Consider the following 25277-nt stretch of genomic DNA (forward strand, 5'->3'; position numbering starts at 1 on the left):
GTCATTGCGTCATTGCGTCATTCCAGCAGGTGTGGCTCACATCGCCATCGTGACTGTTTTCACTTCGGTGTACATTTGCAGGGCATATTCGCCGAGTTCGCGGCCGATGCCGGACATCTTGAACCCGCCGAACGGGGCGCGGGCGTCGAACACATCATAGCAGTTCACCCATACCGTGCCGGCGCGAAGGGCATGGGCCATGCGGTGGGCTTTCTGCACATCTTGTGTCCACACGGCGGCTGCCAAGCCGTAACAGGTCTTGTTGCCGCGGGCCAGCACTTCGTCCAAGTCCTTGAATTTCAGGATGCTCATCACCGGCCCGAAGATTTCCTCTTGGGCAATCTTCATGTGGTCATGCACATCCGCGAAAACGGTTGGTTCCACAAAGTAACCCTTGTCGCCAAGCCGTTTGCCGCCGGTGAGCATCTTGGCCCCGTCGCTGTTGCCGGCTTCGATGTAGCCGAGGACTCGTTCCATCTGCTCCTGCGAAACCTGCGGGCCTTGTTCTGTGGTCATCTCGAACGGGTCGCCCAACCGGCGTTTTTTGGCCTTCTCAGTGATCTTGGCCACAAACTCATCGTACACCTTCTCTTCGACGAACAACCGGCTCCCGGCCACACAGCATTGGCCTTGGTTGAAGAACAGGCCGAAGTAGGCACCTTCAACGGCCGCATCCAGGTTCGCGTCGGCGAACACAATGTTCGGCGACTTGCCGCCGAGTTCCAGGCTCACCCGCTTCAGGTTGCTTTGGGCAGCGGCCGTCATCACCAGTTTGCCGGTGGATGTTTCGCCGGTGAAGGCGATCTTGTCCACGTCCATGTGACCGGACAGCGCGGCCCCGGCCGTGGGGCCGTAGCCGGGAACCACATTGATGACGCCGGGAGGAAAGCCAACCTCGGCCGCCAACTCGGCTACCCGCAGAGCGGTCAGCGGCGTTTGCTCGGCCGGTTTCAGCACCAGCGTGTTGCCGCAGGCGAGGGCCGGACCCCATTTCCAAGCCTGCATCAACAGGGGGAAGTTCCACGGGATGATCTGGCCGACGACCCCAATCGGCTCATGTCGGGTGTACGCAAAGTACGGCCCGTCCACCGGAAGTGTCTTCCCCTGATTCTTGTCGGCCCAACCGGCATAATAACGGTAACATTTGACGGTCAGCGGGATGTCCGCATTCAGCGAATCGACGATTGGCTTGCCGTTGTCCAGCGATTCCAGCATCGCCAGTTCGGTTTTGTTGGCTTCGATGGCGTCGGCCAGTTTGTTGAGTAACCGACCCCGTTCGCTGGGATTCATGCGGGACCACGGCCCGCTCTCGAACGCCTGCCGGGCGGCTTTCACGGCCAGATCGATGTCGGCCTTGTCCCCCTCGGCCACCTGACAGATCACATCGCCCGTCGTCGGGTTGATCGTGGAAAAGGTTTTGCCGCTGACCGACCGGACTGATTTGCCGCCGATCCAGAGTTGTTGATTCGACACCTTGGGATGTTTCACCGGCTTGCTCGCGGCCGGTTTGCCGTTCTTTGCCGGTTTGGCGGTTTTGGATGAGGACTTCGTTGATGCCATGAGAAAGGCGCTCCGATCAGGAGAGAAGGATGATGGAAAGCACGGATTGGCGTTGTCGCGCTCATTGTCCCCGCCCGACGGGCGTTTGTCAACTTCGTGAAAATTCCCCCAAACGGGCGTTGCTTGCAAGCGGGCCGTGAATGATTTGAAGCGTTACAAAACTGATCTCAAAATCGGCTCTTGGGCCATCATTGATCGTGTTTTTGAAAACGGGCCAACAATCAGCGGATTGTGTCAAACGTTCCCTGATTATGCCAAAATCATTTGGGCGCCCGGGTGTAATCACCGGGGAATTTGCATGGGTGGTGTTCAGTTTGGACCCCGAAAATGACCAGTTTTGATTGGAAATCAGTGCAGAAAGTGGCTTTTGAAGGCATTTTTGACTTGGTTTTGGTCAAATTGAACACCTGTTTTTGGGTTTTTGAGGCAAAAAAAGGTCAAAATTCGTGTGGGAAAACGCTGAGAAATCGACCCCAATTTGCGATGGGGTGAGAGGCCGGTTTGCCTGTTGTTGAGGTGTTTTTTACCGCAGAGGGCACGGGAGGGCACGAGAGAAAAGTGAGAGGCGGGTTTACTTGTCGTTCGAGTCGTCTTCGTCGTGTTCCGGGTCTGGATCGAATGCCTCAAGACGTGGGGCCTGCCAGACCAGCGGCCGGTTCATCGGCTCGATGTGCATCACCTCTTCGCCATTCTGATAGACGCGAACCGTCCCGGATGACTGGCTGACGCAGACGGCGATGGCCGAGGTCTTCCGGCTGATGGCGGCCGCCGCGAGGTGACGGGTGCCAAAGCCCTTGCTCATGGCCGTCCCCTTCTTCTCGGCATTCAAAGACATGCAGGCGGCGATGGCCACCGCGTCGCTGTCGATGATGATGGCCCCATCCAGTTGGGCGATATCTTTGATCGCCTCGCGCACCTTGCGGTCCTTGAGATCCCGCTCCTCCACTTTGTACCCTTTGAACGGGTTGAAGTTCAGCGAGGAGGACATGCTCAACACCTTCCGGTGATCCCCGACGACGAGGATGGTTCCCACGGCCTTGCCTTCGCGGCCCTCGCGGCCGATCTCCGTGGCCAGGTGAATCACGGTCCGCAGGGTGTCCACCGGGATGTTGGTGTTGAGCTGACGAAGATCCTGAAGGGTGAGTTGTTCCAGATGCTCGCTCAGGTGAATCAGACTGATGGAGTCGATTGGTTCCGGCAAATCCTCCGGAGCGGCGATCCCGTTGTACAGCACGACCACATGGGCGCCGGGCTTGAGATGGTTGGTGTTCACGGCCTTCAACAAGGCAAGGCTCAATCGTTCGCGGGCGGGGACCGGTTCCGGGTCGAGGTCGATCACATCAAGGTCGACGTTTTGATGCAGTTTCTCCGTGAGCTCCCGGCTCTCGGCGGCGATCAGCACCCGACAGCCTTTGAGGTGGGCATAAACGTCGTCCCAGTCCATGTCCGTTTCGGTGAGCAACAGCACGGCATCAGCCGGCAGACTGCGCACGATATCGCGGGCGGCGTCCAACAGGGCGGCGGTTTGCTTGGCAATCGGCATGAAATATCCGCGAACATTCGGTGAGACAGGACTGGAAGACGGTTGATTCTCGAAGTGTAGCCAATGTTTCGCGGAGAGCAACCGAAGACATGCCGGAGAATCAAGAAATCATCACCAATTTATTTGGAGTAGGTTTTTGCTGGCTCTCAAGTCATCATCAAAGCTGAAATTCGGCGAAGGCATGTTGGATGCCGAACATCGGGAGCGCATGTTCGGCCAACCCCAAGGAGGATTCACGGAATGTGGTTCGACAGATCGTTCGCTTATTTCTTGTCGGTCTGCCGCAACGCCAGGGCCGTCAGCACTCCGGTAACGTTTGCCGAGGGAAGGAAATGAGCGGAACACCGGCGAAAGTATTCGCTGGCCAGTTCCGTTTGACCGCGATTTTGCAGGAAGCGCCCGATAAAATAATCCGCTTCTGGCCTTGCCGAAACCGGCAGCGATTTCAGGCTCGCTTCGATCTCCTCGCGAGTGGGTGGTTTGCCTTGGCTGTTTGCCAGTCGATCTCGCACAAATGGAATGATGGAATAATAAGTGGAGTTGGTGGGAGCCTTTTTGAATGCCAGTTCCCGTTTTTCGGATTCGGCGGCGGCATCGTATTCCGCCGCCGCAATCATCAGGAAAATGTCGAGGTGGTTGCGATCAAATGCCATCGTGAAATATTCCGCCGCCCGTGCCGGCCGGCCGGCCGCCGATTGACGAACTCCGGCCAGCAGCATGTCTCCCTCGAATTTCGGAGCGCCCAGCGCTCGAAGATAAGCATCGGCTTGGCCTTCGGCTCCCTTCAAATCACCTTTGCCGGTTCGCAGGCACCAAAAGTACCAATGGTTCCGGAAGTTGGTGTAATTTGCGGTGCTCGAACGGATCAGGCGTTCGGCAAGTTCCCAGTCGCCGCGTCCTTCCGCGCAACGGCCTTCGCATTCCAATCCCCAAGCCGCTCCGGAGGCGCCTGCCGCCTCGGCATGAGGACGGGCTTCCTCAAATTTTTTGCGGGCCATATAGTGGTTGGCAATCTCCGACTGCGCCAACGCCCAAGACAATCCTTGGTCGGGAACTTTCAAAAACTCTTTCATGGTGGAAACGAATCGCTCGTCGTCACCACCCGCCCGTCGGGCTCTGGCCAATAGCCGATATGATTCCAAATTAGGGGACAATCGGACGGCTTCGGCCGCCTGGCGCTCGGCATCGGCGTGACGTTCGGAGTCCAGTGATTGCCGGGCAAGGGCTTGGAACACCTCGGGATCACGCGCCTCTGATTCCCACAACGCCGCGCGTGATTGGGCAAATTTCCAATCGTCCCGGATCAACGCCGCCCGAGCCATTGGGGAATACGGACTGACTTGCAACAGCCGATGAGCAAAAACGGAGAAGCTTCCCGGCCCCTTCAGCATGCCCATCAAAAGGTAAATATCGTAATAGGTGTTATCACCGTGAGTGATTGCCATGTTGTGATAAAGAATGCCGAAATTCTGGTTCATTTGATGCAATTTTTCCACAACACCACCATGTCGGCGGGTCAATTCCGGAATGGCGATTTTCACGACCCTCTGTTCGTATTGATTCCAGTCGTCAACAAGGTGGTTGTCGTGATGTTCCAAGAAAGGGAGCAACGGATGGTCCGCCAGCAACGGACGCAACTTATTCAGCGTGTTCGCCCCACTCATGCCTCGTTGCGTGACAAAATTCAGTTGGCGAAGCGATTGGTTTGCACGGGTTTCTCTGGCGAACCGGCCGAGGGTGGCCCACGTGGGTTCACCCTGCTCATTTCGTGAGCGGCCTGCCTCGGCCAGCGCCTTGAGAATCTCCGGTTCGGGGGTTCCGGGCGGTAATTTGTCAGCGATGGCGGCTGGCAAACCGGGCATTTCTCTGACCCGGTCCGGGAAGGTGAGGCTGAATTCCTCGAAGCCCCCGCGAGGGGCCGGATTTGGAACTCCGACGCCGAGGAGTTCTTCCACCGCATCATGAACTCGATAGCATTCGGGATTCTTCGCCAGCGTTTTTCCTCCGACAGCGAGCGTCCTGGCCGATGAAATCAGGTTTTCGACGGTCAAAAATTGGAAAACGCTTGCAGTCTCGGCCAGCGGCCCGTCGGCCATCAATGCCTCAAGACGTGAACTGTCGAAACGGCACAAGGCGTCCGCCAGAGTCACCCATGCGGGAATCGTCAAATTCCCTCGCAATTTTTCGGCGGCGGCCATGTCATCCAAGGCGATTTTATGCAGGCCGGTCATCGCGCACGCATAGCCTCTCGCCCAATGTCCCCATGGTGATTCTGGTTCACGTTGTCGAAGGCGCTCGGCATGCAGCAAAGCTCTTGCCTTGAATACCCAAGTCATCGCATCCCATTGACGCTCCGTGAGCATCGCCAGATTGGCGTAGACTCTGCTGAGGGCGACGAGGATGGCCGGGGACTCCCCTTTTTCACGCATGAGGGCATGCAATTCCCTCATGGCGGCGTATTGGGAGGTAAACGACATCTGGCCGAGTCGCTTTTCCGTCTGCGCCGGAACCTGCGCGTTCGGATCAATTCGCAAACTATCGCCTCGCATCCCTGAACGCTTGAGAGCGGTGACGTATTCTCCCCGTGACAAGGTCTCGGCGGCCGTCAGGGCAATGAGATGTGTTTCTTCCGGTTCGCCCAGATGATGGCCGGTCGCATGCCAGACGACGCGACTGGCGGCGACCGGACCACACTCGACCTTCACGTCAGCCACTTGGGTGAGAAAGAACTTTGGGTTTACCCGAAAGCGGTTTCCTTGGGGAAGGTCGTCTGGAGGTTCCTCACCAAGCAAGGCATCCCTGGGCATCAGGCCGAGTTCGTTCCGTGCCGCGAGCAAAAAAGCCTGGCGATATAATTCCCGTCGCAGCAGGCCTGTCACTTGAGCGAAAACATCAATGCGGTAAACATCCGGTGGTTCGACAAAGATCACCGGATCAACGGGTTTGGCCGGATCGGCCAAGTCCAAATCGATGGTTTTCTTGATTAATCTTGTGCCGGGCATGTATGCCGGGGGGGATTCGGTTTTTTGAGCGGGTCGATTTTCTGGGGTTTTGACGTCGGGTTTTGAGGGGTGCTGGAAGTCATCGATGATGACCACGCCCAAAACCGCAAGGGCCAGGCAAACAACAATAAGTAACGGCCATCGGAATCGGGCCAGGCGAGGCATGCGAGTGCTCCGGAGAAAAGAGCTGACCGCCGCATTAGAACAGGCCTTGTGTTGCCGGTCAAGAAACTTGGGCGGCTCGATTTTTGATTGTCATTCTGGAGATGAGGCGGTTGAGACGAGTTTGCGGGAAGAAAAGTGTGAATTGGCCTTTCAATAATCGCCGATTTTGTTGCGATTCGCTTTGAGATATTTCAAATCGGCCAACTCAAGCAAACAAACAATGTTGTTCAAGTGAAGTCAGTTTCAATCAACTCCTTGCAGATACTTTCTCGCGGCTGCGAACGAAGAAATGGTTTTGCGAAGCTCGCGATCCAGTTCGTTGAGTTCTTCCGTGGCCTGACGCACCTGTTCGCCGGCCCCGCCAAGAAGGTGTTGCCAGCGGGAGAGATTTCCCTCCAGTTGGTCGAGGCTTTCCTGCCAGATTCTCGCGACACTCGGTTCGGGCAATTGGGCGAAGAGGCGTTCTTGCCGTTCGACTTCCGAAAGGGCAAACGCCACGGCCGTTCCGGCTTCGTCCAGCAATTCCACAGATGTGCTCATCGTCCCCGTTCCGCTTGGGAAGTTCGCGTGTCGTGGCAATAGCCGAAAGCAGGCGAGGGAACAAGCGGGAGTTTTCAACGCAAAATGGCGAAGCAGGGCGATCAGGAGAAGAGACGGGCCACGGGCAGGGAAAACCCCGGCAATACCTCGGGGATGGTTAGGTCGCCTGTTTGCGGAATAGTCTCTTGAGAGCCATCCGGCCGGCAGACGGAGATGGTCCGGCTGTCCTCGTCGATGATAACGACCGCCAACACTCCCGCGTTCAGATACTCAACCACTTTGGCAAACACATCTGTCCAGAGATCCGAAGGCGAACGCACTTCGACGACCAGTTCGGGCGGCACATCCGAGATTCCGTCGGGAACCTGGCCTTTTGGCAATCGTTGATAACTGTAATAGGCGACATCTGGTCCGAGGACGGTGTCCGGGTTGCGACTGGTCCGCACGAACGAATCATTGGTCATGATTTCGCCGAGGGCGTGTTCGTCGGTGAAGTTGCCCAAGAGGCGGGAAATGCGACCGCAGATCATCCCGTGTTTCGTGCCAGGCATTGGCAACTCCCGCACAATCCCCCGAACGAGTTCCACGCGATGATCGGGGTATTGCTCCGCATATTCCTCCCCCGTCAACAAGGAAGGCGACGGAGTTGGAGCGGGAAACGGGACGGCAATGGCGCTCATGAGCGCATCCTCGGCTAGCCTTGGCTTCATCAATGGTAACCGAATGGAGATACGCTGACGAGGCCGGTTCCGCCGGGCTATTAGTCGGCGATCCATTTTCGGAAGGCGTCGTCGTCCACGTTGCGGCCGCTGAGCACTAGCACAATATCCCCGTCTCCGCTCAAGTCGGCCTGTCGGCTCAACAGGGCGGCGATGCCGATGGCTCCGGTTGGCTCGGCTCGCACGCCGTGCTTTTCGTAGAGGAAGCGCATCGCTTGTTGCGTGTCTTTGTCGGGCATGGTGATGACCTGCTTCACCAACCGTTGCAGAATCGGCCAGTTGTGTTCCCCGACGCTGTAGGACAACAAGCCGTCGCAAATGCTTGACGGCTTGGGAATCCGGGTTCGCACGCCGGAGGCGAGGGATTGGCTGAAATCATCCGCGCCCGCCGGTTCCACGCCGATGATTTTGGCTTGGGGAAATCCATCCGCGATGGCCAGTGCCTGGCCGGACATCAAGCCGCCGCCGCTGATTGGGCAGAAGAAATGCGAAATCACCCGGCCTTCGCGCTTTAAATCGCGGACGACTTCCAAGGCCCCGACACCGTTGCCGGCGATCACATGGGGGTCGTCGTATGGCGAAGCCTGGACGGCATTCTCCTCTTCGGCGATTCGCCGGGCCAGTCCTTCTCGTTCGCCGGTCTCGTGATCGCGGGCGGCGTTGTAGGTTTGAATTTCAGCGCCAAACGACCGGGTCCGCTCAAACTTGATCTTCGGGGCGGTGTCCGGCATCACCACAATCACCCGTTTCTTGAACCGCATCCCCGCATAGGCGATGCCCGAGGCAAAGTTTCCGGAGGAATGGGCGGCAATCGGCCGGTTTCCGATCAGTTCGAGATTGTTCGCCATCCAGTTCAAGGCGCCGAACAGCTTGAAGGAACCGGAGGCGGTCCAGCCGTAATCCTTGATCCAGACTCGCCGGCTTTCCGGAAGATTGAGTTCCCGTTCCAGCGCGTAAGAACGAATCAATGGCGGTGGGAAAACGTGTTCCCGAATCTTCGGTTCGGCGGCAAGGACATCGTCGATGGTGACATTGCGAACGGTCATGAAGAATTCCTCAGTCGCGGGGAAGGGTAATCTACCGTGAAGAGAGGGACAAGGCGAGCGGGGCGTTTGACCGGATGGCGGATGTTTATTTGATGCCAAGAATCGACAACGCTTCCCGAACTTGTTCATGGCCGCGTTTCAAGAGGAAGTTCGGATCGCGGCCGTGGCTCTTTTGGCCCAACACGAAATAGCCCGGCTCAGGGTGACGGATCATTCCACCGGTAAATTCGCCGACATGGAGTTCCCGAGTCAGCAGATGATCCGGGAGATGGCCGACGTTGCCGATTACCCGATCCACTTCCCACACCATCGGCTTGCCGTTGCATTTGGCCGTCACGCGGAAGCCTTTGTCGGGGCCGTGTGAAATCACTTCCTCCACCAAGGCCAAGGCTTGGTGTTCGAGGTTGCCGTCGCCGCGCGTGGCGAGGTTGTTGGCCCGTGCGGCAAGCCGTTCCCTCTCGCGGTAAGCGTCGGCCGCGTTGCGGGGCATCGGGGTCGATTTGGCGCTTCGCGTCAGCCAGATCACCCATGTCGCGGAATTCTGTTCCGCCAACTGGGCGAGATTGCAAACAGTTGTCGCCGCCGAATAACCCCCGCCGATGACGAGGACGCTTTTGCCTGAGTAATGAGCCTTCTTGCTGCCCAAGATATCGTCGAGGCCATACGCAATTTGCTTTTCGGCCGCGATCTCGCCGAGGGCCGGGATGCCGCCGTTGCCGATCCAGGCATGCCGGGAATAGGTGCCGGTGCAATCGAGAATGACATCCGCTTCTTCAATTCGCTCCGCGTTTTTGTCGTCGCGCAGCAACAGTCGAAACGGGGAGGCCGCCCGTTTCGGATCGGTCACGGAGTCGATTCTCCATTGCCCCGAACGGCCGATGCCGACCACATGTGTCTTTGTTTTGAGGCATTCGCCAAGAAGCGATGTCATGGCCAAAGGAAGCAGATATGCTTCGCGGAAATCGTTCCCGGTCAACAGATCGGCCGGCGCCGGGAGTTTGTGTTGGGGATGCTCCCGCTTGATTGTTTCCAATCCCAACGGGGTGACATTGTTGCCGAACGGGGAGAAGAGTCGAACGTGTCCCCAAGAGTGAATATGTTCGGCAATGTCCCCTTTTTCGTAGATCGCGGCGGGGTGTCCGGCTTGCCGGACGGCCAGAGCGGCCTCCAACCCGATGGGACCGGCCCCGAGAATGGCAATCCGTGCTTTTTCGGAGGATTTCGCCATCACCAAACCTGATCCCGAACAACGGAAATGACACCGCAACGCACGAAACAATCCATTTTCAGGCGTTCATGTGGCCGAGGGAATGAGTAATTCTCCCAATCCAAGGGCCACCAGATCCCCGCGATGCCGACGTAACAGGCGATGTTCCAATCCGGCTTCGACCCGGAAATTTCGGGAACGAAGATACCGAATGGTCATGGCCCAGATCGGCGGGCGGTATTCGCAATCATACCGGAAAGTGGCGGGGACTGTCACCTCACCGGAAAGTGACGCTAATGTTCCCCGCTTCATGCCCGCCCCCGGATGCGGGCCGCAGGTTCCGCCGATCACAATGGTCCCGGCGATCATTCCCGCCCCGATGAACGCGCCGCATGAGCCGCCAATGGCCATCAGACCCCGCCGCATGGCCGTGCCCGCTTCTGCGCCAACGTCCCGACTAATGAAGATCGTGCCGCCCCGCATGCCCTTCGTGCTGCCGCGATAAGCGGACCCGGCGTTGTCCCCTGCGTGACCGTCCACTTGAATCGTCCCGCCCCGCATCTCGGCCCCGAGCCAGTCCCCCGCATTGCCGCGAATGATTAATTCGCCGCCCCGCATCTCGGCCCCGGCATGCAAGCCGACATGGCCTTCAACCGTCAACCGGCCGGAAGTCATTCCCCGGCCGATCAGCTTGAAGCGGGAAACATCTCCGGTGATGGTGATTTCCGCATCGTCGGCATGACCGGTGATTTCAAAGAGATCACCCCATCGCACCGTCTCCCGGCCAACCAAGGCAGGACGAAGGCCAATCTCCGAAGCGGACAGTCCCCGGAGCAAATCGGGAGCAAGCCCGTCTACTTCGACGGGCAGCGCAGACGAGAACTTGGCGCGAAGACACAGCATCGCGGTTATTGAACCTCGACGATGGCCTTGATGACGCCCGTTTCCGGCTTGGTGTAGCAAGGGAACACGTCGATCAATCCTTGGAACGGTGTGCGATGGGTGATCCAAGGCCGCGTGTCGATCTTGCCGGTTTCGATGAGGTCGATGATCCGGGTGAAGTCTTCCGGCATGGCGTTGCGGGAGGCGAATAGCGTCATTTCCCGGCGATGGAACAGCGGGTCCGAGAAGGAGACATCGTCCGTCACGATGCCGACGAACACCATTCGGCCGGTGAAGCCGACATACTTGAACGCATCGCACATCGACCGGGTGTTGCCCGTCGCGTCGATCACCACCGGGAACAGCGTCCCGTTGGTGACGGCCGACATTTCTTCCAATGCCTGCTCGACGGATTGCAATTGAATCGTGTGTTGCACGCCCATCGTCTTCTTCGCAAACTCAAGTCGTTTGGCGTTGGTGTCCAAAACGGTGATCGGGGCGCCGGTGAGCTTGACGAATTCAATCACGGACAACCCGATGGGACCGGCCCCGACGACCAGCACCGGTTCGTCGGAAGTCGGCATCCCGCGATTGACGGCATGGCATCCAATGGCCAGCGTTTCCACCAACGCCAGTTGTTCCCACGCGAGCGACTTGGATGTGTGTAGTTTCCGGGCGGGCAAAACGAACTGCGGCCGAAGCCCGCCATCAACGTGTACGCCGAGAACCTGAAGGTTCTCGCAGCAATTCGGCCGGCCACGACCACAGGAAAAGCACTTGCCGCAATTCATGTACGGTTCGACGGAACACCGATCTCCGGCTTTCACGTTGGTCACGCCGGACCCGACAGCCAGCACTTCCACGCCGAGTTCGTGCCCCGGAATGCGCGGGTAGCTGTAGAAGGGCATCTTGCCGAGATAGCCGCTGATGTCCGTCCCGCAGATGCCAACCCGGTGAACCTTCACCAGAGCCTCGCCGGGACCGGGGTTCGCGGCCGGGGGGATCGTGGTCAGGCGAAACTCACGGGGCTTGTCAAGCAGGATGGCTTCCATCGGAAAACCTTGGGGGGAGAGTGACGGATCGTTGGATATGGTTTAGCGTGGATGAAGAAGAACGACGATCCGTCTTCAGTATTCGGCCTGACGGAATTCCCAAGCGGCGACGCCAAACATCCACCCCGAGAACAACAGGCAGGCCAGCACGGACAACGGAAGATTGATCCGGTTCTTCTTCCGAGCCGCTTCAAATTCGGGCACGCTTGCGGAGAAGGCTTGTGTGTCGAGTGCGTCGTCCAGGACGATGTTCAGGTCGCCGGGTTTGGGCAGCGCCCAATATCCGATGTCGAGCATCGCCAGCGAAGCCGGAGAAATTCCCTTTGGCTCGTTGGCGACCACCGCATGCCGGCCGAAGTTCATTCCCCAGCACAACACCCAGAACAACAGTGTTCCGAACACGCACACAACGGTGCTGCGGGTCCAGACCGCCAGCATCACGGAAAAGCTGTAAAACACGGAAAAATGCAGCAGCAAAACGGGGATCGCCAGCAGGTAGCGGATATCATAAACGCCCGTGGAAATGCCGAGGGCAAGCCAGGTGCCGACCACGAAAAAAGTAGTCTGAAACCCGACGAACACCAGCACGCCGATCACTTTGCCGAAAAGAAGGCTCCAGCGGGGCACCGGCTTGGCGATCAAGACGGTGACTTGTGTTGGATCAAGGAATGTGGGCAGAAATCCGGCTGTCCAGATGATCGTCAAGAAGATTCCGGCCGTCCCGGCGACCAGACCAGCCAGCCAAACTTGCAAGAACCGGACGGAGTCTTCCCGTCCCCGGTTGGTGGTGATGGTGAAGGCGCCGAAACCCAAGGAAAGCTCGTCCCCGCCCAACATGTCGAGACCCGCCGCCTTGAGACCCTCCTGGCCGAGTTTCTTCGCGATCGGGTCATTGGCTGGCAAGCCCTGTTTCACTTCATCGGGGGCCGTCGGAAGTCGTTCGCCATCTTTCACGCCGACGCCGAGGCAAAACAGCATGCACACCGTGCTGAGGGTGAGCATCACCCAGAACAGTTTGGAGGCAAACGATTGCCGGATGGTGATGCGGATGAGCCAGCCCGTGGCGAGCAGGGCATTCGAGAGATTCATGATCCCCTCCCTTCATAGAGAGGCCGGAGAACGGATTCGAGAGAACGGGGCTGCCGGGTTTTCGGATCGGTGAGCAAATCGCTGATGGCCGCCTCCCGGACAAGTTTCCCGCCGACGACGACACCCACATGGTCGCAGGTTTGCTCCACCTCAGTCAGCACATGGGAAACAAGAATCACTGACTTGCCGCGAGTTTTGCGTTCGGCGATGATTTCCCGCAACATGGCTCGGCCGATCAAATCCAGCCCTTCGGTGGGTTCGTCCAGAATGAGCAAATCGGGGTCGTTCAACAGGGCTTGGGCAAGGCCGAGCCGTTGCACCATCCCCTTGCTGAACCGGGAAATCGGTTCCTCGGCCCGGTCGGCCAACCCGACGTGATTGAGCAATTCATCAACCCGTTTCGGAATCACATCGGACTTCATCAGCGTGAGGGAGGCATAAAACCGAAGCAATTCACGGGCGGGCAAATAGCGGGGAAAATGTTGGTTTTCGTGCATGTAACCGACACGGGCCAGCGTGCGACGGTCGGAGGCCGGTTGCCCCAGTCGCTGAATGGCGCCGCCGGTCGGGCGACTCAGTCCCAAGAGCAGTTTGACAAGGGTGGTCTTGCCGGCCCGGTTTGGCCCCAGAAGAGCGTAGACGGACCCGGCGGGGATTTTAAGGCTGACGGATTCGAGTGCTTTGGTGCCCGAACGGCCGAACAAGCCGGATTTGTAAGTCTTCGAGACATTGTCGTAGGTCGCGACGAGGGACATGACGGACCCGGAATGCCTGGGATCGGAAAAGGCGATGTGGTCAAAATAGAGGCCGGCTTGGGAACCCGCAAGTTCACCAAGCCGGCCACGAGAATCAGATTGTCGGCCGGGATTGCCCGACCGGTACAGTCCGCACTACTGGACGAGGGCGACTTGGACGCCCCCTTGCATAATCCGTTCCAACGCCTGCCTCAGACTGCTGATCCGAGCGGTTGAAGTACCTGTGATGATCTTATAACTGTCGATGGATGTCGCCCCCGCCGGAGAAGTACCCCCGGCGATTTGAACGTTTCTCAGGAATTCCAACGCTCGCGTTTTCATGTTTGAAACAGTGCTGGCTTCAAAAAGCTGCCCGAAAGCGATCGTATGCACATAAGCCGGGCTACGTGTCGTGGAAAAACCCGGGCTTGTCTGTGAGTAATAGTTCGTTGGCGCATTGGCCGTTGGGAGACCGCTGAGGTTTGAATACGCCGGGAATGTCGGCCAAGGCTTCGAGCCCGCGCTGTCCTGTGTGATCAAATAAGCCAAGGTGATGGCCGCGTTCATCGCGCTCGGCGTGCCGTTTGAACTCCCCACGTCAGAAATGCTTGTCCACTGTTTTGTGCCCCCGCCACCACTGATGGTCGAGAGTGTGCCGGAGGCGTTTGCATTAGCCACGCCGTCTGTCTCGAGGATCACGATCTTTGAAGCACCCTTGCGGCCGGTGTAGCCACCGTTCCAATTAAATTGGTTGTAGGCAACCATCAAACCCATCGCTGTATCTGTGCCACCGTCGGCCAGAGGAATGTCGGCTTGATAGTTGAACGGACTAAATCCACTGGGAACGGATGCACTAATGGAAGCCGTGGTATAAGGCTTCTTTTCGCTGGTCACCGTTCCAAGCGAATTAATTAACGAATATGGGTAATAGAGACAGTTCTGCATCGTTGTGTAGTTTTTGCTCATGGAAACGCGGGCGGTGTTCCAAGCGTTAAAGTTTGAGAAGAACGTGAGGGCCGCCAAATCGTTGGGATGGTTGTTTTGAATGTCCGTCATGGCTGATCGAATACCAGCCTTCATTTGCCAGCAATGCGCCTCGGAAGTGGTTCCCGCGTTCCAGTTGTAAGACTGATTTTGGGAATCGAGACTGATGAACCCCAGCATGGTCAGCGGACCAAACCACAAGTGGGCGCACGGGTGAACAGGCACGTCTTGATAGTGCATGTAAGGCTTCGTGGTTCCGGTCAGAGAGGCCTTGGGCGTGATCTTGACCGTGCCGAACGTGTTGCCGCCATAAGAGTTATCGGTGTCGTTGCCATTGAGGGTTTGAGCACGGTTGTGCTGGCCGCAACCAATCACAAAGTCGATGTATTCTTTCCAAAAACGTTGCTCATCCGTCGCGGAACTGCCGACCAATCCTGTCTTCCAGTCCATCGGAATGGAATCCGGAATGGCGCTGTAGTACAGCACCCGACCGGCCCGAAGCGAGGGCGGGAGGGTTTGGGGGCCGTTTTTGAGCCACTTCAGGATCGCGTCGTAGTGAGGAATATATCGGATCGGCGAAGCACCAAGGTTCTGAGACTGAAACAATCCGGTGCTGGTGCTATACAAGACCGAATTGTCATCCATGACAGCGCCCTTGGTTCCCGAACTCGCGCTCGGGTATAGGAAAAACCGTTTGCGCCAGTCGCACATCCAACGACCCGAAGTGTCTTGGGCCGAATTGGTCGTGGAGATATTCGTCGGGTCGGCAGACGAATTATAGCGGGGGTCCGGCGGCCACATATAGAAGGTTTTGCCATAGTAACCCGGCCCCATCGAATAACCGGAGAATGCTCCGTTATCCCATGTAATAGAGGCCGAATCGTATCCATTGGTTTCCCAAGTGTTGTCTCGAGTCGACGTGTTGATCGACGTGCCGGAGGCGAACACCAAGTCAGCCGCAGTTTTGGCATATTGAGCGATTGTCGGGTTCGTTGTCGAAACACCGTAGTTTAACGGCCAGCGATCACCGACATATCCACTGGCGTACTGGCTGTTCCAAGTGGCCGGCGCGGGAGTGCATACCGGGGTGTTGGAGATATTGAAACTCGCGGCGGTCAAATCACCGCCATAAACAAAGGCATTCGGCCCGCCTACGGCGGCCGTAGTCTGGAAACAGTTGACAATGGGCGGCCCGCTGGCGGTCTCAATCGTCAGGTTGTTGGCGGCATGAGTTTCCCCGCCGCTGTCAACATAGTCATCGACCCGGTGCATGGGATTGGGGTTTCCGGCCGTGGCCAGCGGGTAAAGCTTCCACGGACCAAATTGCGGGAAGCGCGGGTCCGGGTTCAATGTTCCCGTGATTGGAGTGGTGCCGGTGATGTTTGACGGGTAGTTATACTCGCTCGAAAATTTCATCGATCCGGAGAAATCGAGCACAATACACAAATCACGAGGTCGGTGGACCGCCGTGGCTTGCGCATTGACCTGCATGGCGTTCACCCCCATCACCCGGCCAAAATAAGTTGGTTGCGAAGTTTGAATCTGCACCTGCATCACCCCATAAGCCTCGTTCGTGCCGGGAGGGGTGCTGAAGTCGGCCGTGAAGCGGGAGGCCGTGGTGTCGTAGCGGTACACACCCGACGTCACTGCGGAAATTTGCCCGGTGGTGAATTGTGAAGTCAGTATGTAGTTGTTGGTGATCGCCTGGCGTGCCTCGGCTTCCGCAGCGGTTCTGTTATTGCCGCTTTGGCCGTTGAGGGTTCTTGCCCCGGCGAGCGCGCCAATGTCGGCAGTGGATTGTGCCTGTGTTCTCGCCACGGCCATCATGCCGATGTCGATGGCCAAGGCCACAAATGACAGCAATGCGACGAGGCAAACCGTCACAAGTGGAAGCACGGCCGCTTCCCGGCGTCGAACGGATGACGATGTTCGCATGTTTCTCCCCGCTTCGGAAAATTTATCGGGAGGGTGATGAAGGAGTTAGTTTGCTTCGCTTCCCATCAACACATTCACCGTAAAGGGAACGGATGAGTTGAGACCGATCAAATTGGGAACCACCGGCCTGTAGGTGCCCGTGACTTGCACACAAATCTTCTGAGAAAACGCGGCCGTCGTCCAATCCGGTTTTCCAGCAGCCGTCAGATTCGGCGGAGAGGCGAAGAAATCCGTGTCCGAAACGGCGAACACATTGCATGTCCAACCGGTAATGTTGCCTTCCATTCCGCACATGCCTGTCCCGTATCGGTTTGAATTGAACATCCCCGTCCGCCAGACGGTTTGCACATCGGATGCGGAAATGGTTGTCGGTTCGCCGCTCATGGTCCCGCCACCGGTGTGGACGACGGCAAACCGGCACGCATCGCGGGCGGCGTTTGTGGTCAGGTGATAGACGAACAAAAACCGGCCATACTCAAAGATGCCAAACAGCATCATGAAGAGCATGATGGCGACGAGACTAAATTCGACAGTCGTCGCCCCTTCACGGCGGGCTTTCTTGGATTGAAGCAGCATGGAATCGCCTTCCTCAAACGTTGTTCAGGGGGACCATCCTGGAAGGGTCGTATTCAGCGTAAACGGGTCGTCCACCAAGCACTGCCAATAGGCTTCCGCCGTCAGGGTGGTTGGATTAATCAGTGTCAGGCTGGTCCAGCGCACATTGGCGTAGGGAATCTGAATCCGGATGCGGAACTGCTGGTTCTTGACCCCGGTGTAAGGGTCCGCCGAAGTGTTCCCCATGCCGGCGCCCTCCAAAAACTCCACTTGAGTCACCAAGCCTGTCAGATTGGTGATTCCGGCCGCCTGGAGGTATCCTCGAATCGAGGCGTCAATGTTGGGGGTTCCGGTGTTGTATTTGATTTGCGTATACGCGCCGGTGGTGTTGACGATGTTCGCCTGGGCCGCCAGACGGGCGGCATCACGCGCGGCGTTGTTCAGAATGATCTGAACATTGATGATTCGTCCAAGTTCCCAAATGCCGACCAGCAGCAGCAGCAGAAACGGCACGACGATGGCGAATTCAACGGCCGCCACGCCACGCCGCTCGGTTCTTGATCGTCCGCGGATGATTCGCATGGCCGCACGCTACCGGGTTTGAAACTGCCGTTTGAACGCTGGAACGGGTCGGCACGGGATGTGGACCGACTTCCAAACGTAGCGTAGAACAGATTTTTGCCACAATCGGGGACATTTGGCATTTCCGGGACAGTTCCTTTCCCGTGTGAGATTCTTATCCCCTTCCTGATCGAAGAATTCGGCAAAAGCGTGAGAATCCGTTTCCCCGATTCGATCAGATTAACCGGACAGGAACCATCGCGACGCCTCGGGCCCCGGAAGCCCTCCCCGATTGCTTGTGCGTTTTTGGATAACCGCCCTATATTGATGAGTACCCACCGGAGAGGTGGGATGACACCTTTTTTGCCTTCCTTTTCGAGGGTCTCCAGGAAATGATAGAAGAGCTTCAGCACGAATGCGGCATCGCGGCCCTCTATCACTTTCCGAACCAGCCAATCTCCAAATTGGTTCCCGGCGGCAAGATCGAGAACGTCACCGAGTTGATGCCCCGGATGCTGCTTGACCTTCAAAACCGGGGCCAACTGGCGGCCGGTTTCACGTCGCATAATCCAGATCGGGAAATTCTGCTGGAGACATACAAGGAAATCGGAACCGTGATCGAGGCCTTCCGCCTCAACCGGCAGGACAAATTCAAGAAGTTGATGGAGGAACATTCCGGCAGTTCCTGCATCGGCCATGTTCGTTATGCCACCTGCGGAGACAACACCCGCTCATATGCTCAGCCATTTGAGCGACGTCACGGCTGCAAATGGAAGTGGTTTGCCTTTGGATTCAACGGCCAGTTGGCGAATTTCCGCGATCTGCGGGCCGAATTGCTCTCGCTCTCCGATTATCACCTGACTCGGGACAACGACACCGAAGTCATCATGCACTTCATCGCCCACGAACATCGGGGCGACGACCGGCCGGACCTAGTCAAGGTTTTCCGGCATCTCAGCGAAAAATTCGACGGCGCTTACAACATCGTGTATCAGAACGCGATGGGGGACATGGTGATCCTGCGCGATCCCAAGGGAATCCGGCCCCTTTGCTTCGCCCGCGATGGCGGTCTCTTTGGCGCGGCCAGCGAGAGCGTGCCGCTGGCCAACATTGGCTTCAAGGAGATTGAATTCCTCGAACCGGGGGAGATGATCGTCATTCAAGACGGCGTTTTCCGGCGGGAACGCTACTCCCCGAAACAGCAATCAGCCCATTGTTTCTTCGAGTGGGTCTATTTTGCGAACGTGGCCAGTTCGCTTGACGACCGGAGCGTTTATCTTTCCCGATCCAAACTGGGGCGGGCGCTGGCGGCGCAGGAACTTCAAAAAAACAAGCTGGTCATCGACCAGGACACTATTGTCGTTCCCGTGCCGGACACGGCGAAAGCGGCGGCCGATGCGATGGCCCACGCTTTGGGCGTGCCTTCCGTGGAGGGATTGATGCGGAATCGAGCAGTTGGCCGCACTTTCATTGAGGGGGCCAATCGCGGTGATCGTGTGCGTTTGAAATACACGCCGCTTCGCGAAGTGCTTCAGGGGAAAAAGGTGTTGCTGGTGGAGGATTCCATCGTCCGCAGCACCACCATGCAGGCCTTGCTTTCGCACTTGCGGGAACGGGGCGGAGCAAAGGAAATCCATGTGCGGGTGGCCTGTCCGCCGATCATCGCGCCCTGTTTCTATGGCATCGACATGTCCACGGTGAAGGAACTGTTCGCCCCGAAGTACATGGCCGGCCGACGGCCGACGGACGAGGAACAAGACCGGATGGCCCGCGATCTCGGGGCGGACAGTCTCATGTACCTTCCGCAGGAGGCCATCGCGGTTTCGATCGGGCTGGAAGAGGAGAAACTGTGCCGGGCTTGCGTGACCGGGAACTATCCGACGCCGACCGGCGAGAAACTGTATCAACTGGCGTTGAAGGAAACCAACCCGATCACCGGCCGCACTTATGAAATGCAAACCGGGCCGGGTTGTGAAAGCGGAGCGGGGAAACATCGCGACACGACGGAACCGGCCGCGATCATCGACACTGTTCCCTGATTCATTCCAAGTTTAATGTCTCGCGGAAGCGGTAGCCCACGCCGCGAACCGTTTCGATGAGTTCCGTGTATTCTTCCCGCACATCACCCAATTTTTTTCGCAATGTCTTGATGTGAACGTCAATCGTCCGTTCGAGGACGATTGATCCTTCGCTAATGGCGGAATCCATCAATTGATGCCGGGTGAACGCCCGTCCCGGCTGGCGGATCAGACATTCCAACAACCGGAATTCGGTGGGCGTCAGGTCCAGGCGTTGTTCGCCCACCATCACCTGATGACGGACACGGTCCACCTTCACCCCCAGATGCTCGGAGGTGTCGCTCGTTTCTTGGGTTGTTTCCATCCGTCGCAGCACGGCCTTGACCCGTTCAAGCAGGATTTTGTTGCTGAACGGCTTCGTCACGTAGTCGTCGGCACCCATCGAGAACCCGACCACCTGATCCGTCTCTTCGGATTTCGCGGTGATCATGATGATCGGAATCTGTTTTGTCTTCTCACCCGAGCGCAACGCCCGGCAAACCTCCAGGCCGTTCATGCCCGGAAGCATCAAATCGAGCAGGATGACATCCGGCAACGCGGATTGGGCTTTGCGCAGCCCCTCGGCCCCGTCGTGGACGGCCGACACCTCGAAACCTTCCTTGTTGAAATACCACGTGAGGGATTGAACCAATCCTCGTTCGTCTTCGATAATCAACATCCGGGTCTGCGACATGGCGGCCCTTGGGGTCAGTGTGGCGGATCACTCGTTGCCGATGGCATCCGGTCGGTGCTTCACGATGTCACCCTCGACCAGATAAATCACGTCCTCGGCAATGTTCGTGGCGTGGTCGGCGATTCGTTCCAAATGCCGGGTGGCCGTGAAGAGCATCACGCCGGGTTCGATGTTCGCCGGGTTCAGTTTCATGTAGGCGATGGTTTCCGCGATGAGTTCGTCGTTGTAACGGTCCACCTCGTCATCCATTCGCACCACTCGCCGGGCCAGCTTGCTGTCCAGATTCACGAAGGCATCAAGGCTCTGGCGGACGAGCGATGTGGTCACGTCCGTCATTTTGGCCATTTTGTTGGGAATCGGAACCGGCGGCACGGAGAGGGCGAGGGCGGCCTCGGCGATGTGTTTCGCCAAGTCTCCCATACGTTCGAGGTCCGTGGTAATCATCAGTGTCGTGGCGATACGCCGAAGGTCCGTCGCCACGGGTTGGTGTAACGCGAGGAGTTTCAGGCATTCCTCGGTTACTTCGTTCTCAATCTCATCAATGCGGGCGTCGCCTTCAATGATCTCTTCGGCTAGCGGGTTGTTGTGTTCCTGAAGAGCCTGCACAGCCTTGTAGATCACTTCTTCCACCAATCCGGCGAAATTGATGATCCGCTTTTGCAGGTGTTCCAAATCGCGTTCGAGGTGCCTGGACATGAGCGTGTCTCCGTGGGGAATGTCAGCCGAATCGACCGGTGATGTAATCTTCGGTCTGCTTCTTTGTCGGTTTGGTGAAAATCTGCTGGGTAAGCCCTGATTCTACCAACCGGCCCTCGTAGAAGAACGCCGTAAAGTCCGAAACACGCGCCGCTTGCTGCATGTTGTGGGTCACGATCACGATCGTGTATTGTTTCTTCAATTCGTCGATGAGGTCTTCGATTTTGGCGGTGGATTTCGGGTCCAGCGCGCTCGCCGGTTCGTCCATCAACAAAACCTGCGGATCGGTGGCCAGCGAACGGGCGATGCAAAGCCGCTGTTGCTGGCCGCCAGAGAGTTCCAACGCGGAGGATTGAAGCCGGTCTTTCACCTCATCCCACAAGGCGGCTTGTTTCAGGCATTTTTCAACGGTGAAGTCCAGCCTCGCCCGGTCCCGCACGCCAGCGACCCGCGGCCCGTAAACCACGTTCTCGTAAACCGACTTCGGAAACGGGTTTGATTTTTGGAAGACCATCCCGACCCGGCGGCGAAGATCGACCATGTTTCTCGTGGGCGAATAGAGGTCGGTTCCGTCCAAGTGGATTTGCCCCTCCACCCGGCAGCCATCGATGAGGTCGTTCATCCGGTTGAGGAGTCGGAGAAAAGTCGATTTGCCGCAACCGGAGGGGCCGATGAGGGCCAAGACCGATTTTTCACTGATGGTCAGATCGATGTCCCAAAGGGCCTGTTTTCCGGGGTACCAAAAATTCACTTTCTCACAGTGGAACTTCGGTTTTGCCGTCGCAAGATTGGTGGAGGAACTCCGACCATCGACGGTGCGCTGCGAAAAGATGTCCGAAAACAATCGAGACACGCGAAACTCCCACGAATCACACGGCGTTGTTGTAACTATTGATTATGAAGAAACTGAGTGTTCCCGGTGAAGGTCGTTGGCAGATCGGGGAAGACAAATCATAAACGTGGTTCCGCGTCCGAGGTCGCTGGTGGCCTTCACGGTCCCCTTCATTGTCTGTGTCAGGTGCTTGACAATCGAAAGTCCCAAACCGGTTCCCCCGAGCTCGCGGGAACGGGCCTTGTCCACGCGGTAAAATCGCTCAAAGATCCTCGGCAGATCACGTTCGGGGATTCCCGGCCCGTTGTCCGCGACACTGAAACAGACATTCGGCCCGGCCTGCTGCCAGCGGACACGCACCGTTCCGCCTTCTTGGGTGTATTTCACGGCATTGTCGAGCAGGTTGTCCAAAATTTGAACCAGTGCCTCCTCGTCGGCCCAGACCGAGGACTCCGGGTCGGATGATTCAAGTTCCAGTGTCATCCGTTTGGCTTCCGCCCGCGGACGTTGACGGTTCATGCACCGGGCGACCATCTTGTTGAGCGAGATTTCTTCAAACTCCATGATCTCCGCGCCGGATTCAATGCGGGCCAGACTGAGCAAATCGAGGATCAGGGCGTGCAATCGATCCGCTTGTTCGGCGATGGAAGCAAGGAACATCACACGGGCATCGGGATCTTCGACCGCCCCGTCTTGAAGGGTTTCCACGCAAGCCTTCACCACCGCGAGCGGCGTTTTTAACTCGTGAGAAACATTCGCCACGAAATCTTGCCGGAGTCGTTCAAGGCGATGCAAGTCCGAGGTGTCGTGCAGCACCATGATGGCGTTGGGCGTGTGTTCATCCCGCAGGGGGGACACATACACCTTGAGATGTCGGGAACCAAAGCCCTTCAACTCAATCGGCTCCCGGCGGGGAAGATGGTCGGCGAGGGCCTGGTCGAGAATCTTCTGAACGGCCGGGAACCGGGAAACTTCCCAAAAGGGCCGGCCCATCGCCTCGTCCGGGTTGAATTCAAGCATTTGCCCGGCGGCTTCGTTGGCGAACAGGATGCGCTGACCTTCGCCGATGGCCACGACCCCCTCGATCATCCCGCCGAGGATGGTGCGCAATTGGCGGCGTTCGACTTGAAGTTCCGCAAACTGGCTGGCGAGCCGGAAACTCATTTCATTGAACGTCCGGGCGAGTTCCCGGCTTTCACGCCAGTTGCCGCCATGCACGCGCAACTGGTAATTCCCGGAGGCGATCCGCTCGGCCCCGAACCGGATTTCCTCGATGGGCCGGACGAAGGTGTTGGCAAAGTAATAGGCGGCCGGAACCGCCATCAAACCCACGATGCCGATGATCGGAAGCGCCTCGGTGAAGATGGCCGGAAACCATCCTCCATTGAGACGCTGAAGCAACACGGCCCCGACAACGGAAGATGTCAGGAGGCCGAAGCACAGGAACGCGATGAAGATCCTCGTGAACATGACGGCACGAACCCAAGGGGCGAGGATGTGAACGGTTTTTTAATCGGCCCGACTGGCCGCGACGACACGGCGACCGGCCGCGACTCGGATGAGAATGTTCAGCAGTAAAATGGCTGAGAGCAACACCAAAGCCGCCGCCCAAGCCTGCCGTTGCTGGTCGGCATCGGCACTCTTGGAGTACTCATAAATATATCCCGGCAGAAAAGGCGTGCGATCATACAGGGAGCGAGGCCAGAAATTAGAGCCGGCAGTCGTCAGGATCAGTGGAGCGGTTTCCCCGGCAATCCGGCCCATCGCCAGCAGAACCCCGGTGGTGATCGCCGGCAATGATGCCGGTAAAATAACCCGCATCACCGTTTGGCGTTGAGTGGCCCCCAAAGCATAACTGGCCTGTCGGAGACTGGCAGGCACGAGTTTCATCGATTCCTCGGCTGTGCGAACCACCACTGGCAGCATCATGATCCCGAGGGCAAAAACGCCAGCCCAAGCGGTGAATCCCGATGGCATCAGGTAAGACAAAATTGGCACGGATGCAATCAATGATGCAATAAATGCGGGTGGCTTTACCAGCAGCGCATAAGCGAAGATGCCGATGACGATGGATGGCACGCCGCCGAGTAATTCTGTGACAAACCGCACGGGTTTTGTCAGCGGATGCGTGTTGTATTCATGTAGATAAACGGCCGTTAACACGCCGATCGGAACGGCACAAACCGAGGCCAGCAGAACGATGATCCCGCTGCCGACGATGGCGTGAATCATCCCGCCGCCGAGTTGGCCCGGCGGTTTTGGAAGTTCGGTGAAAAAATTCCAGTCGAGCGACGAGGCTCCCCGCACGCCGATGTAGCCCAGAATCAGGAACAAGGGCACCACCGTGGCCAGTTGACAGAAACCCAACACCCAAGTCATAACGCGGTTTTCGCGGGCCGTCCTTTTCCATTGGGATTCAGAAACCACCAACGGGCCAAATTCGGCGGGGGCGTTCGCAGGACCGGTCAATGATTGGGGACCTCGGTTCACCCTGACTCTTGGTTTCGCCCCCTGGCGAATCAAAAACCGGGCGGCCAAGTTGGTCATGGCGGTGATCAGGAAAAGAACCAGTCCAAGAGCCACAAGGGCCGAACGGTGATCCCGGCTTCCGGCTTCGTTTAATTGATTGGCAATCACGCTGGCGATCGAATCCCCGGAGGCGAAGAGCGAGAAATCGATGTATCTCACGTTGCCGATGAGCATGGTGACGGCCATCGTCTCGCCCAACGCCCGGCCGAGGGCCAGGAAACAGGCGGCGATGATCCCCGGCCGGGCATACGGAAGCACGACGGTCCAGATCATCTGCCAGCGTGTCGCCCCGAGGGCCAGCGAGCCTTGTCGTTGGGAAGAGGGAACGGCCCGGCAAACATCAAAACTGATCGCGGTGACATACGGCACGATCATGATTGCCAAGATGAGACCGGCCGCGAGGATGCCCTGCCCGGAAGTGTTGGGGGGGCCTCCGAGAAGGAGAAAGAGCTTTTGCAGGCCGGGGGTGAGGAAAAACAAGCCCCAGAAACCGTACACGACGCTCGGAATGGCGGCCAGCAACTCAATCAAGAAGGAGCAAGTTTTGCGAATCCACGGCGGCGCGATTTCCGAGAGAAAGGCCGCCGATCCCACTCCAAGCGGGACGGCCACCAACATGGCGATCAAAGAAGTGGCCAGCGTGCCGTAAATGAACACCCAAGACCCGAACACTCGGGGGCGCTGATCCGGGTTCCAGTCTGTGCTGGTGAACATCTTGTATTCACCAATCCGGCTCAGGACATCCCACGATTGCCAGACGAGAATTCCCAAGAGGGCAGCCGCCACCAACAGGATGAACATCCCGCAGGCCTGACAGATCAATCGAAAGATCACGTCCCCGGCGGGGGAGGGTGGTTTCTGGGCGGCGACAGGTTCGCTCATCAAATGGCCGGGG

At 57.7% G+C, this 25277-nt stretch carries 20 protein-coding genes; 1 reads left to right on the forward strand and 19 read right to left on the reverse strand.

Annotated elements, in window-relative coordinates; genetic code table 11:
• Positions 1-36 precede the first annotated feature (36 nt).
• The 14 genes from BGIM_RS0103140 to BGIM_RS56870 all read right to left on the reverse strand — a co-directional run bounded on the left by BGIM_RS0103140 (position 37) and on the right by BGIM_RS56870 (position 17553).
• Entirely contained in the window at positions 37-1560 is a 1524-nt protein-coding gene (locus tag BGIM_RS0103140) for an aldehyde dehydrogenase family protein (RefSeq protein WP_020468342.1), read from the reverse strand.
• Between the two features lie 571 nt (positions 1561-2131).
• Entirely contained in the window at positions 2132-3103 is a 972-nt protein-coding gene (locus tag BGIM_RS0103155; RefSeq protein ID WP_020468345.1) for a DNA integrity scanning protein DisA nucleotide-binding domain protein, read from the reverse strand.
• Positions 3104-3366: 263 nt separating this feature from the next.
• Positions 3367-6270 (reverse strand): tetratricopeptide repeat protein, encoded by a 2904-nt coding sequence (locus BGIM_RS0103160; RefSeq protein ID WP_020468346.1) that lies wholly within the window; start codon positions 6268-6270, stop codon positions 3367-3369.
• A 243-nt stretch (positions 6271-6513) separates the two neighbouring features.
• Positions 6514-6810 carry a hypothetical protein gene (locus BGIM_RS0103170; protein ID WP_020468347.1) on the reverse strand — a complete coding sequence of 99 codons (297 nt, stop codon included), beginning with the start codon at positions 6808-6810 and terminating at the stop codon, positions 6514-6516.
• A 101-nt stretch (positions 6811-6911) separates the two neighbouring features.
• Entirely contained in the window at positions 6912-7490 is a 579-nt protein-coding gene (locus BGIM_RS0103175; protein ID WP_020468348.1) for a Uma2 family endonuclease, read from the reverse strand.
• An 80-nt stretch (positions 7491-7570) separates the two neighbouring features.
• Positions 7571-8575, reverse strand: a complete 1005-nt coding sequence (locus BGIM_RS0103180) for a threonine ammonia-lyase (RefSeq protein ID WP_020468349.1) — start codon at positions 8573-8575, stop codon at positions 7571-7573.
• Positions 8576-8660: 85 nt separating this feature from the next.
• Positions 8661-9803 carry an FAD-dependent oxidoreductase gene (locus BGIM_RS0103185; protein ID WP_020468350.1) on the reverse strand — a complete coding sequence of 381 codons (1143 nt, stop codon included), beginning with the start codon at positions 9801-9803 and terminating at the stop codon, positions 8661-8663.
• 66 nt (positions 9804-9869) lie between these two features.
• Positions 9870-10685, reverse strand: coding sequence for a formylmethanofuran dehydrogenase subunit C (locus tag BGIM_RS0103190; protein WP_020468351.1), 816 nt, complete (start codon positions 10683-10685; stop codon positions 9870-9872).
• A 5-nt stretch (positions 10686-10690) separates the two neighbouring features.
• The gene (locus tag BGIM_RS0103195) at positions 10691-11716 is read right to left on the reverse strand and encodes a zinc-binding alcohol dehydrogenase family protein (protein ID WP_020468352.1); all 1026 of its coding nucleotides are present in this window, start codon (positions 11714-11716) and stop codon (positions 10691-10693) included.
• Between the two features lie 75 nt (positions 11717-11791).
• Positions 11792-12805, reverse strand: a complete 1014-nt coding sequence (locus BGIM_RS48465; protein ID WP_020468353.1) for an ABC transporter permease — start codon at positions 12803-12805, stop codon at positions 11792-11794.
• Complete coding sequence (locus BGIM_RS0103205; RefSeq protein WP_020468354.1) at positions 12802-13560, reverse strand: ABC transporter ATP-binding protein; 759 nt, start codon at positions 13558-13560, stop codon at positions 12802-12804. The genes BGIM_RS48465 and BGIM_RS0103205 overlap by 4 nt, the downstream gene beginning before the upstream one ends.
• A 135-nt stretch (positions 13561-13695) precedes the next feature.
• Positions 13696-16458: a pilus assembly protein TadG-related protein gene (locus BGIM_RS0103210; RefSeq protein ID WP_020468355.1), complete on the reverse strand. Its 2763-nt coding sequence runs from the start codon at positions 16456-16458 to the stop codon at positions 13696-13698.
• A 45-nt stretch (positions 16459-16503) separates the two neighbouring features.
• Positions 16504-17034, reverse strand: a complete 531-nt coding sequence (locus BGIM_RS48470; protein WP_020468356.1) for a TadE/TadG family type IV pilus assembly protein — start codon at positions 17032-17034, stop codon at positions 16504-16506.
• A 24-nt stretch (positions 17035-17058) separates the two neighbouring features.
• Positions 17059-17553, reverse strand: coding sequence for a TadE family protein (locus BGIM_RS56870; protein ID WP_020468357.1), 495 nt, complete (start codon positions 17551-17553; stop codon positions 17059-17061).
• A 413-nt stretch (positions 17554-17966) separates the two neighbouring features.
• On the opposite strand from BGIM_RS56870, the gene BGIM_RS0103225 reads away from it, so the two are divergent.
• Positions 17967-19613, forward strand: a complete 1647-nt coding sequence (locus tag BGIM_RS0103225; protein WP_020468358.1) for an amidophosphoribosyltransferase — start codon at positions 17967-17969, stop codon at positions 19611-19613.
• A gap of 1 nt (position 19614) precedes the next feature.
• Here BGIM_RS0103225 and BGIM_RS0103230 read toward each other — a convergent pair whose 3' ends face one another.
• The 5 genes from BGIM_RS0103230 to pstC all read right to left on the reverse strand — a co-directional run bounded on the left by BGIM_RS0103230 (position 19615) and on the right by pstC (position 25264).
• Complete coding sequence (locus BGIM_RS0103230) at positions 19615-20325, reverse strand: response regulator (protein ID WP_020468359.1); 711 nt, start codon at positions 20323-20325, stop codon at positions 19615-19617.
• A gap of 27 nt (positions 20326-20352) precedes the next feature.
• The gene (gene phoU / locus BGIM_RS0103235) at positions 20353-21021 is read right to left on the reverse strand and encodes a phosphate signaling complex protein PhoU (RefSeq protein ID WP_020468360.1); all 669 of its coding nucleotides are present in this window, start codon (positions 21019-21021) and stop codon (positions 20353-20355) included.
• 22 nt (positions 21022-21043) lie between these two features.
• Positions 21044-21853, reverse strand: coding sequence for a phosphate ABC transporter ATP-binding protein PstB (gene pstB / locus BGIM_RS0103240; RefSeq protein WP_029629699.1), 810 nt, complete (start codon positions 21851-21853; stop codon positions 21044-21046).
• 63 nt (positions 21854-21916) lie between these two features.
• A complete protein-coding gene (locus tag BGIM_RS48480; protein WP_020468362.1) occupies positions 21917-23323 on the reverse strand; it encodes a HAMP domain-containing sensor histidine kinase in 1407 nt (468 codons plus the stop codon).
• A gap of 39 nt (positions 23324-23362) precedes the next feature.
• Positions 23363-25264 carry a phosphate ABC transporter permease subunit PstC gene (gene pstC, locus BGIM_RS0103250; RefSeq protein ID WP_020468363.1) on the reverse strand — a complete coding sequence of 634 codons (1902 nt, stop codon included), beginning with the start codon at positions 25262-25264 and terminating at the stop codon, positions 23363-23365.
• Positions 25265-25277 lie beyond the last annotated feature (13 nt).

The organism is Zavarzinella formosa DSM 19928, from assembly GCF_000255705.1.
GTDB lineage: Bacteria > Planctomycetota > Planctomycetia > Gemmatales > Gemmataceae > Zavarzinella > Zavarzinella formosa.

What these genes read in the sequence shown, in the direction of transcription:
- BGIM_RS0103140 (WP_020468342.1), bottom strand. Translation starts at nt 1,560, where the DNA reads ATGGCATCAACGAAGTCCTCATCCAAAACCGCCAAACCGGCAAAGAAC.
- BGIM_RS0103155 (WP_020468345.1), bottom strand. Translation starts at nt 3,103, where the DNA reads ATGCCGATTGCCAAGCAAACCGCCGCCCTGTTGGACGCCGCCCGCGAT.
- BGIM_RS0103160 (WP_020468346.1), bottom strand. Translation starts at nt 6,270, where the DNA reads ATGCCTCGCCTGGCCCGATTCCGATGGCCGTTACTTATTGTTGTTTGC.
- BGIM_RS0103170 (WP_020468347.1), bottom strand. Translation starts at nt 6,810, where the DNA reads ATGAGCACATCTGTGGAATTGCTGGACGAAGCCGGAACGGCCGTGGCG.
- BGIM_RS0103175 (WP_020468348.1), bottom strand. Translation starts at nt 7,490, where the DNA reads ATGAGCGCCATTGCCGTCCCGTTTCCCGCTCCAACTCCGTCGCCTTCC.
- BGIM_RS0103180 (WP_020468349.1), bottom strand. Translation starts at nt 8,575, where the DNA reads ATGACCGTTCGCAATGTCACCATCGACGATGTCCTTGCCGCCGAACCG.
- BGIM_RS0103185 (WP_020468350.1), bottom strand. Translation starts at nt 9,803, where the DNA reads ATGGCGAAATCCTCCGAAAAAGCACGGATTGCCATTCTCGGGGCCGGT.
- BGIM_RS0103190 (WP_020468351.1), bottom strand. Translation starts at nt 10,685, where the DNA reads ATGCTGTGTCTTCGCGCCAAGTTCTCGTCTGCGCTGCCCGTCGAAGTA.
- BGIM_RS0103195 (WP_020468352.1), bottom strand. Translation starts at nt 11,716, where the DNA reads ATGGAAGCCATCCTGCTTGACAAGCCCCGTGAGTTTCGCCTGACCACG.
- BGIM_RS48465 (WP_020468353.1), bottom strand. Translation starts at nt 12,805, where the DNA reads ATGAATCTCTCGAATGCCCTGCTCGCCACGGGCTGGCTCATCCGCATC.
- BGIM_RS0103205 (WP_020468354.1), bottom strand. Translation starts at nt 13,560, where the DNA reads ATGTCCCTCGTCGCGACCTACGACAATGTCTCGAAGACTTACAAATCC.
- BGIM_RS0103210 (WP_020468355.1), bottom strand. Translation starts at nt 16,458, where the DNA reads ATGCGAACATCGTCATCCGTTCGACGCCGGGAAGCGGCCGTGCTTCCA.
- BGIM_RS48470 (WP_020468356.1), bottom strand. Translation starts at nt 17,034, where the DNA reads ATGCTGCTTCAATCCAAGAAAGCCCGCCGTGAAGGGGCGACGACTGTC.
- BGIM_RS0103225 (WP_020468358.1), top strand. Translation starts at nt 17,967, where the DNA reads ATGATAGAAGAGCTTCAGCACGAATGCGGCATCGCGGCCCTCTATCAC.
- BGIM_RS0103230 (WP_020468359.1), bottom strand. Translation starts at nt 20,325, where the DNA reads ATGTCGCAGACCCGGATGTTGATTATCGAAGACGAACGAGGATTGGTT.
- phoU (WP_020468360.1), bottom strand. Translation starts at nt 21,021, where the DNA reads ATGTCCAGGCACCTCGAACGCGATTTGGAACACCTGCAAAAGCGGATC.
- BGIM_RS48480 (WP_020468362.1), bottom strand. Translation starts at nt 23,323, where the DNA reads ATGTTCACGAGGATCTTCATCGCGTTCCTGTGCTTCGGCCTCCTGACA.
- pstC (WP_020468363.1), bottom strand. Translation starts at nt 25,264, where the DNA reads ATGAGCGAACCTGTCGCCGCCCAGAAACCACCCTCCCCCGCCGGGGAC.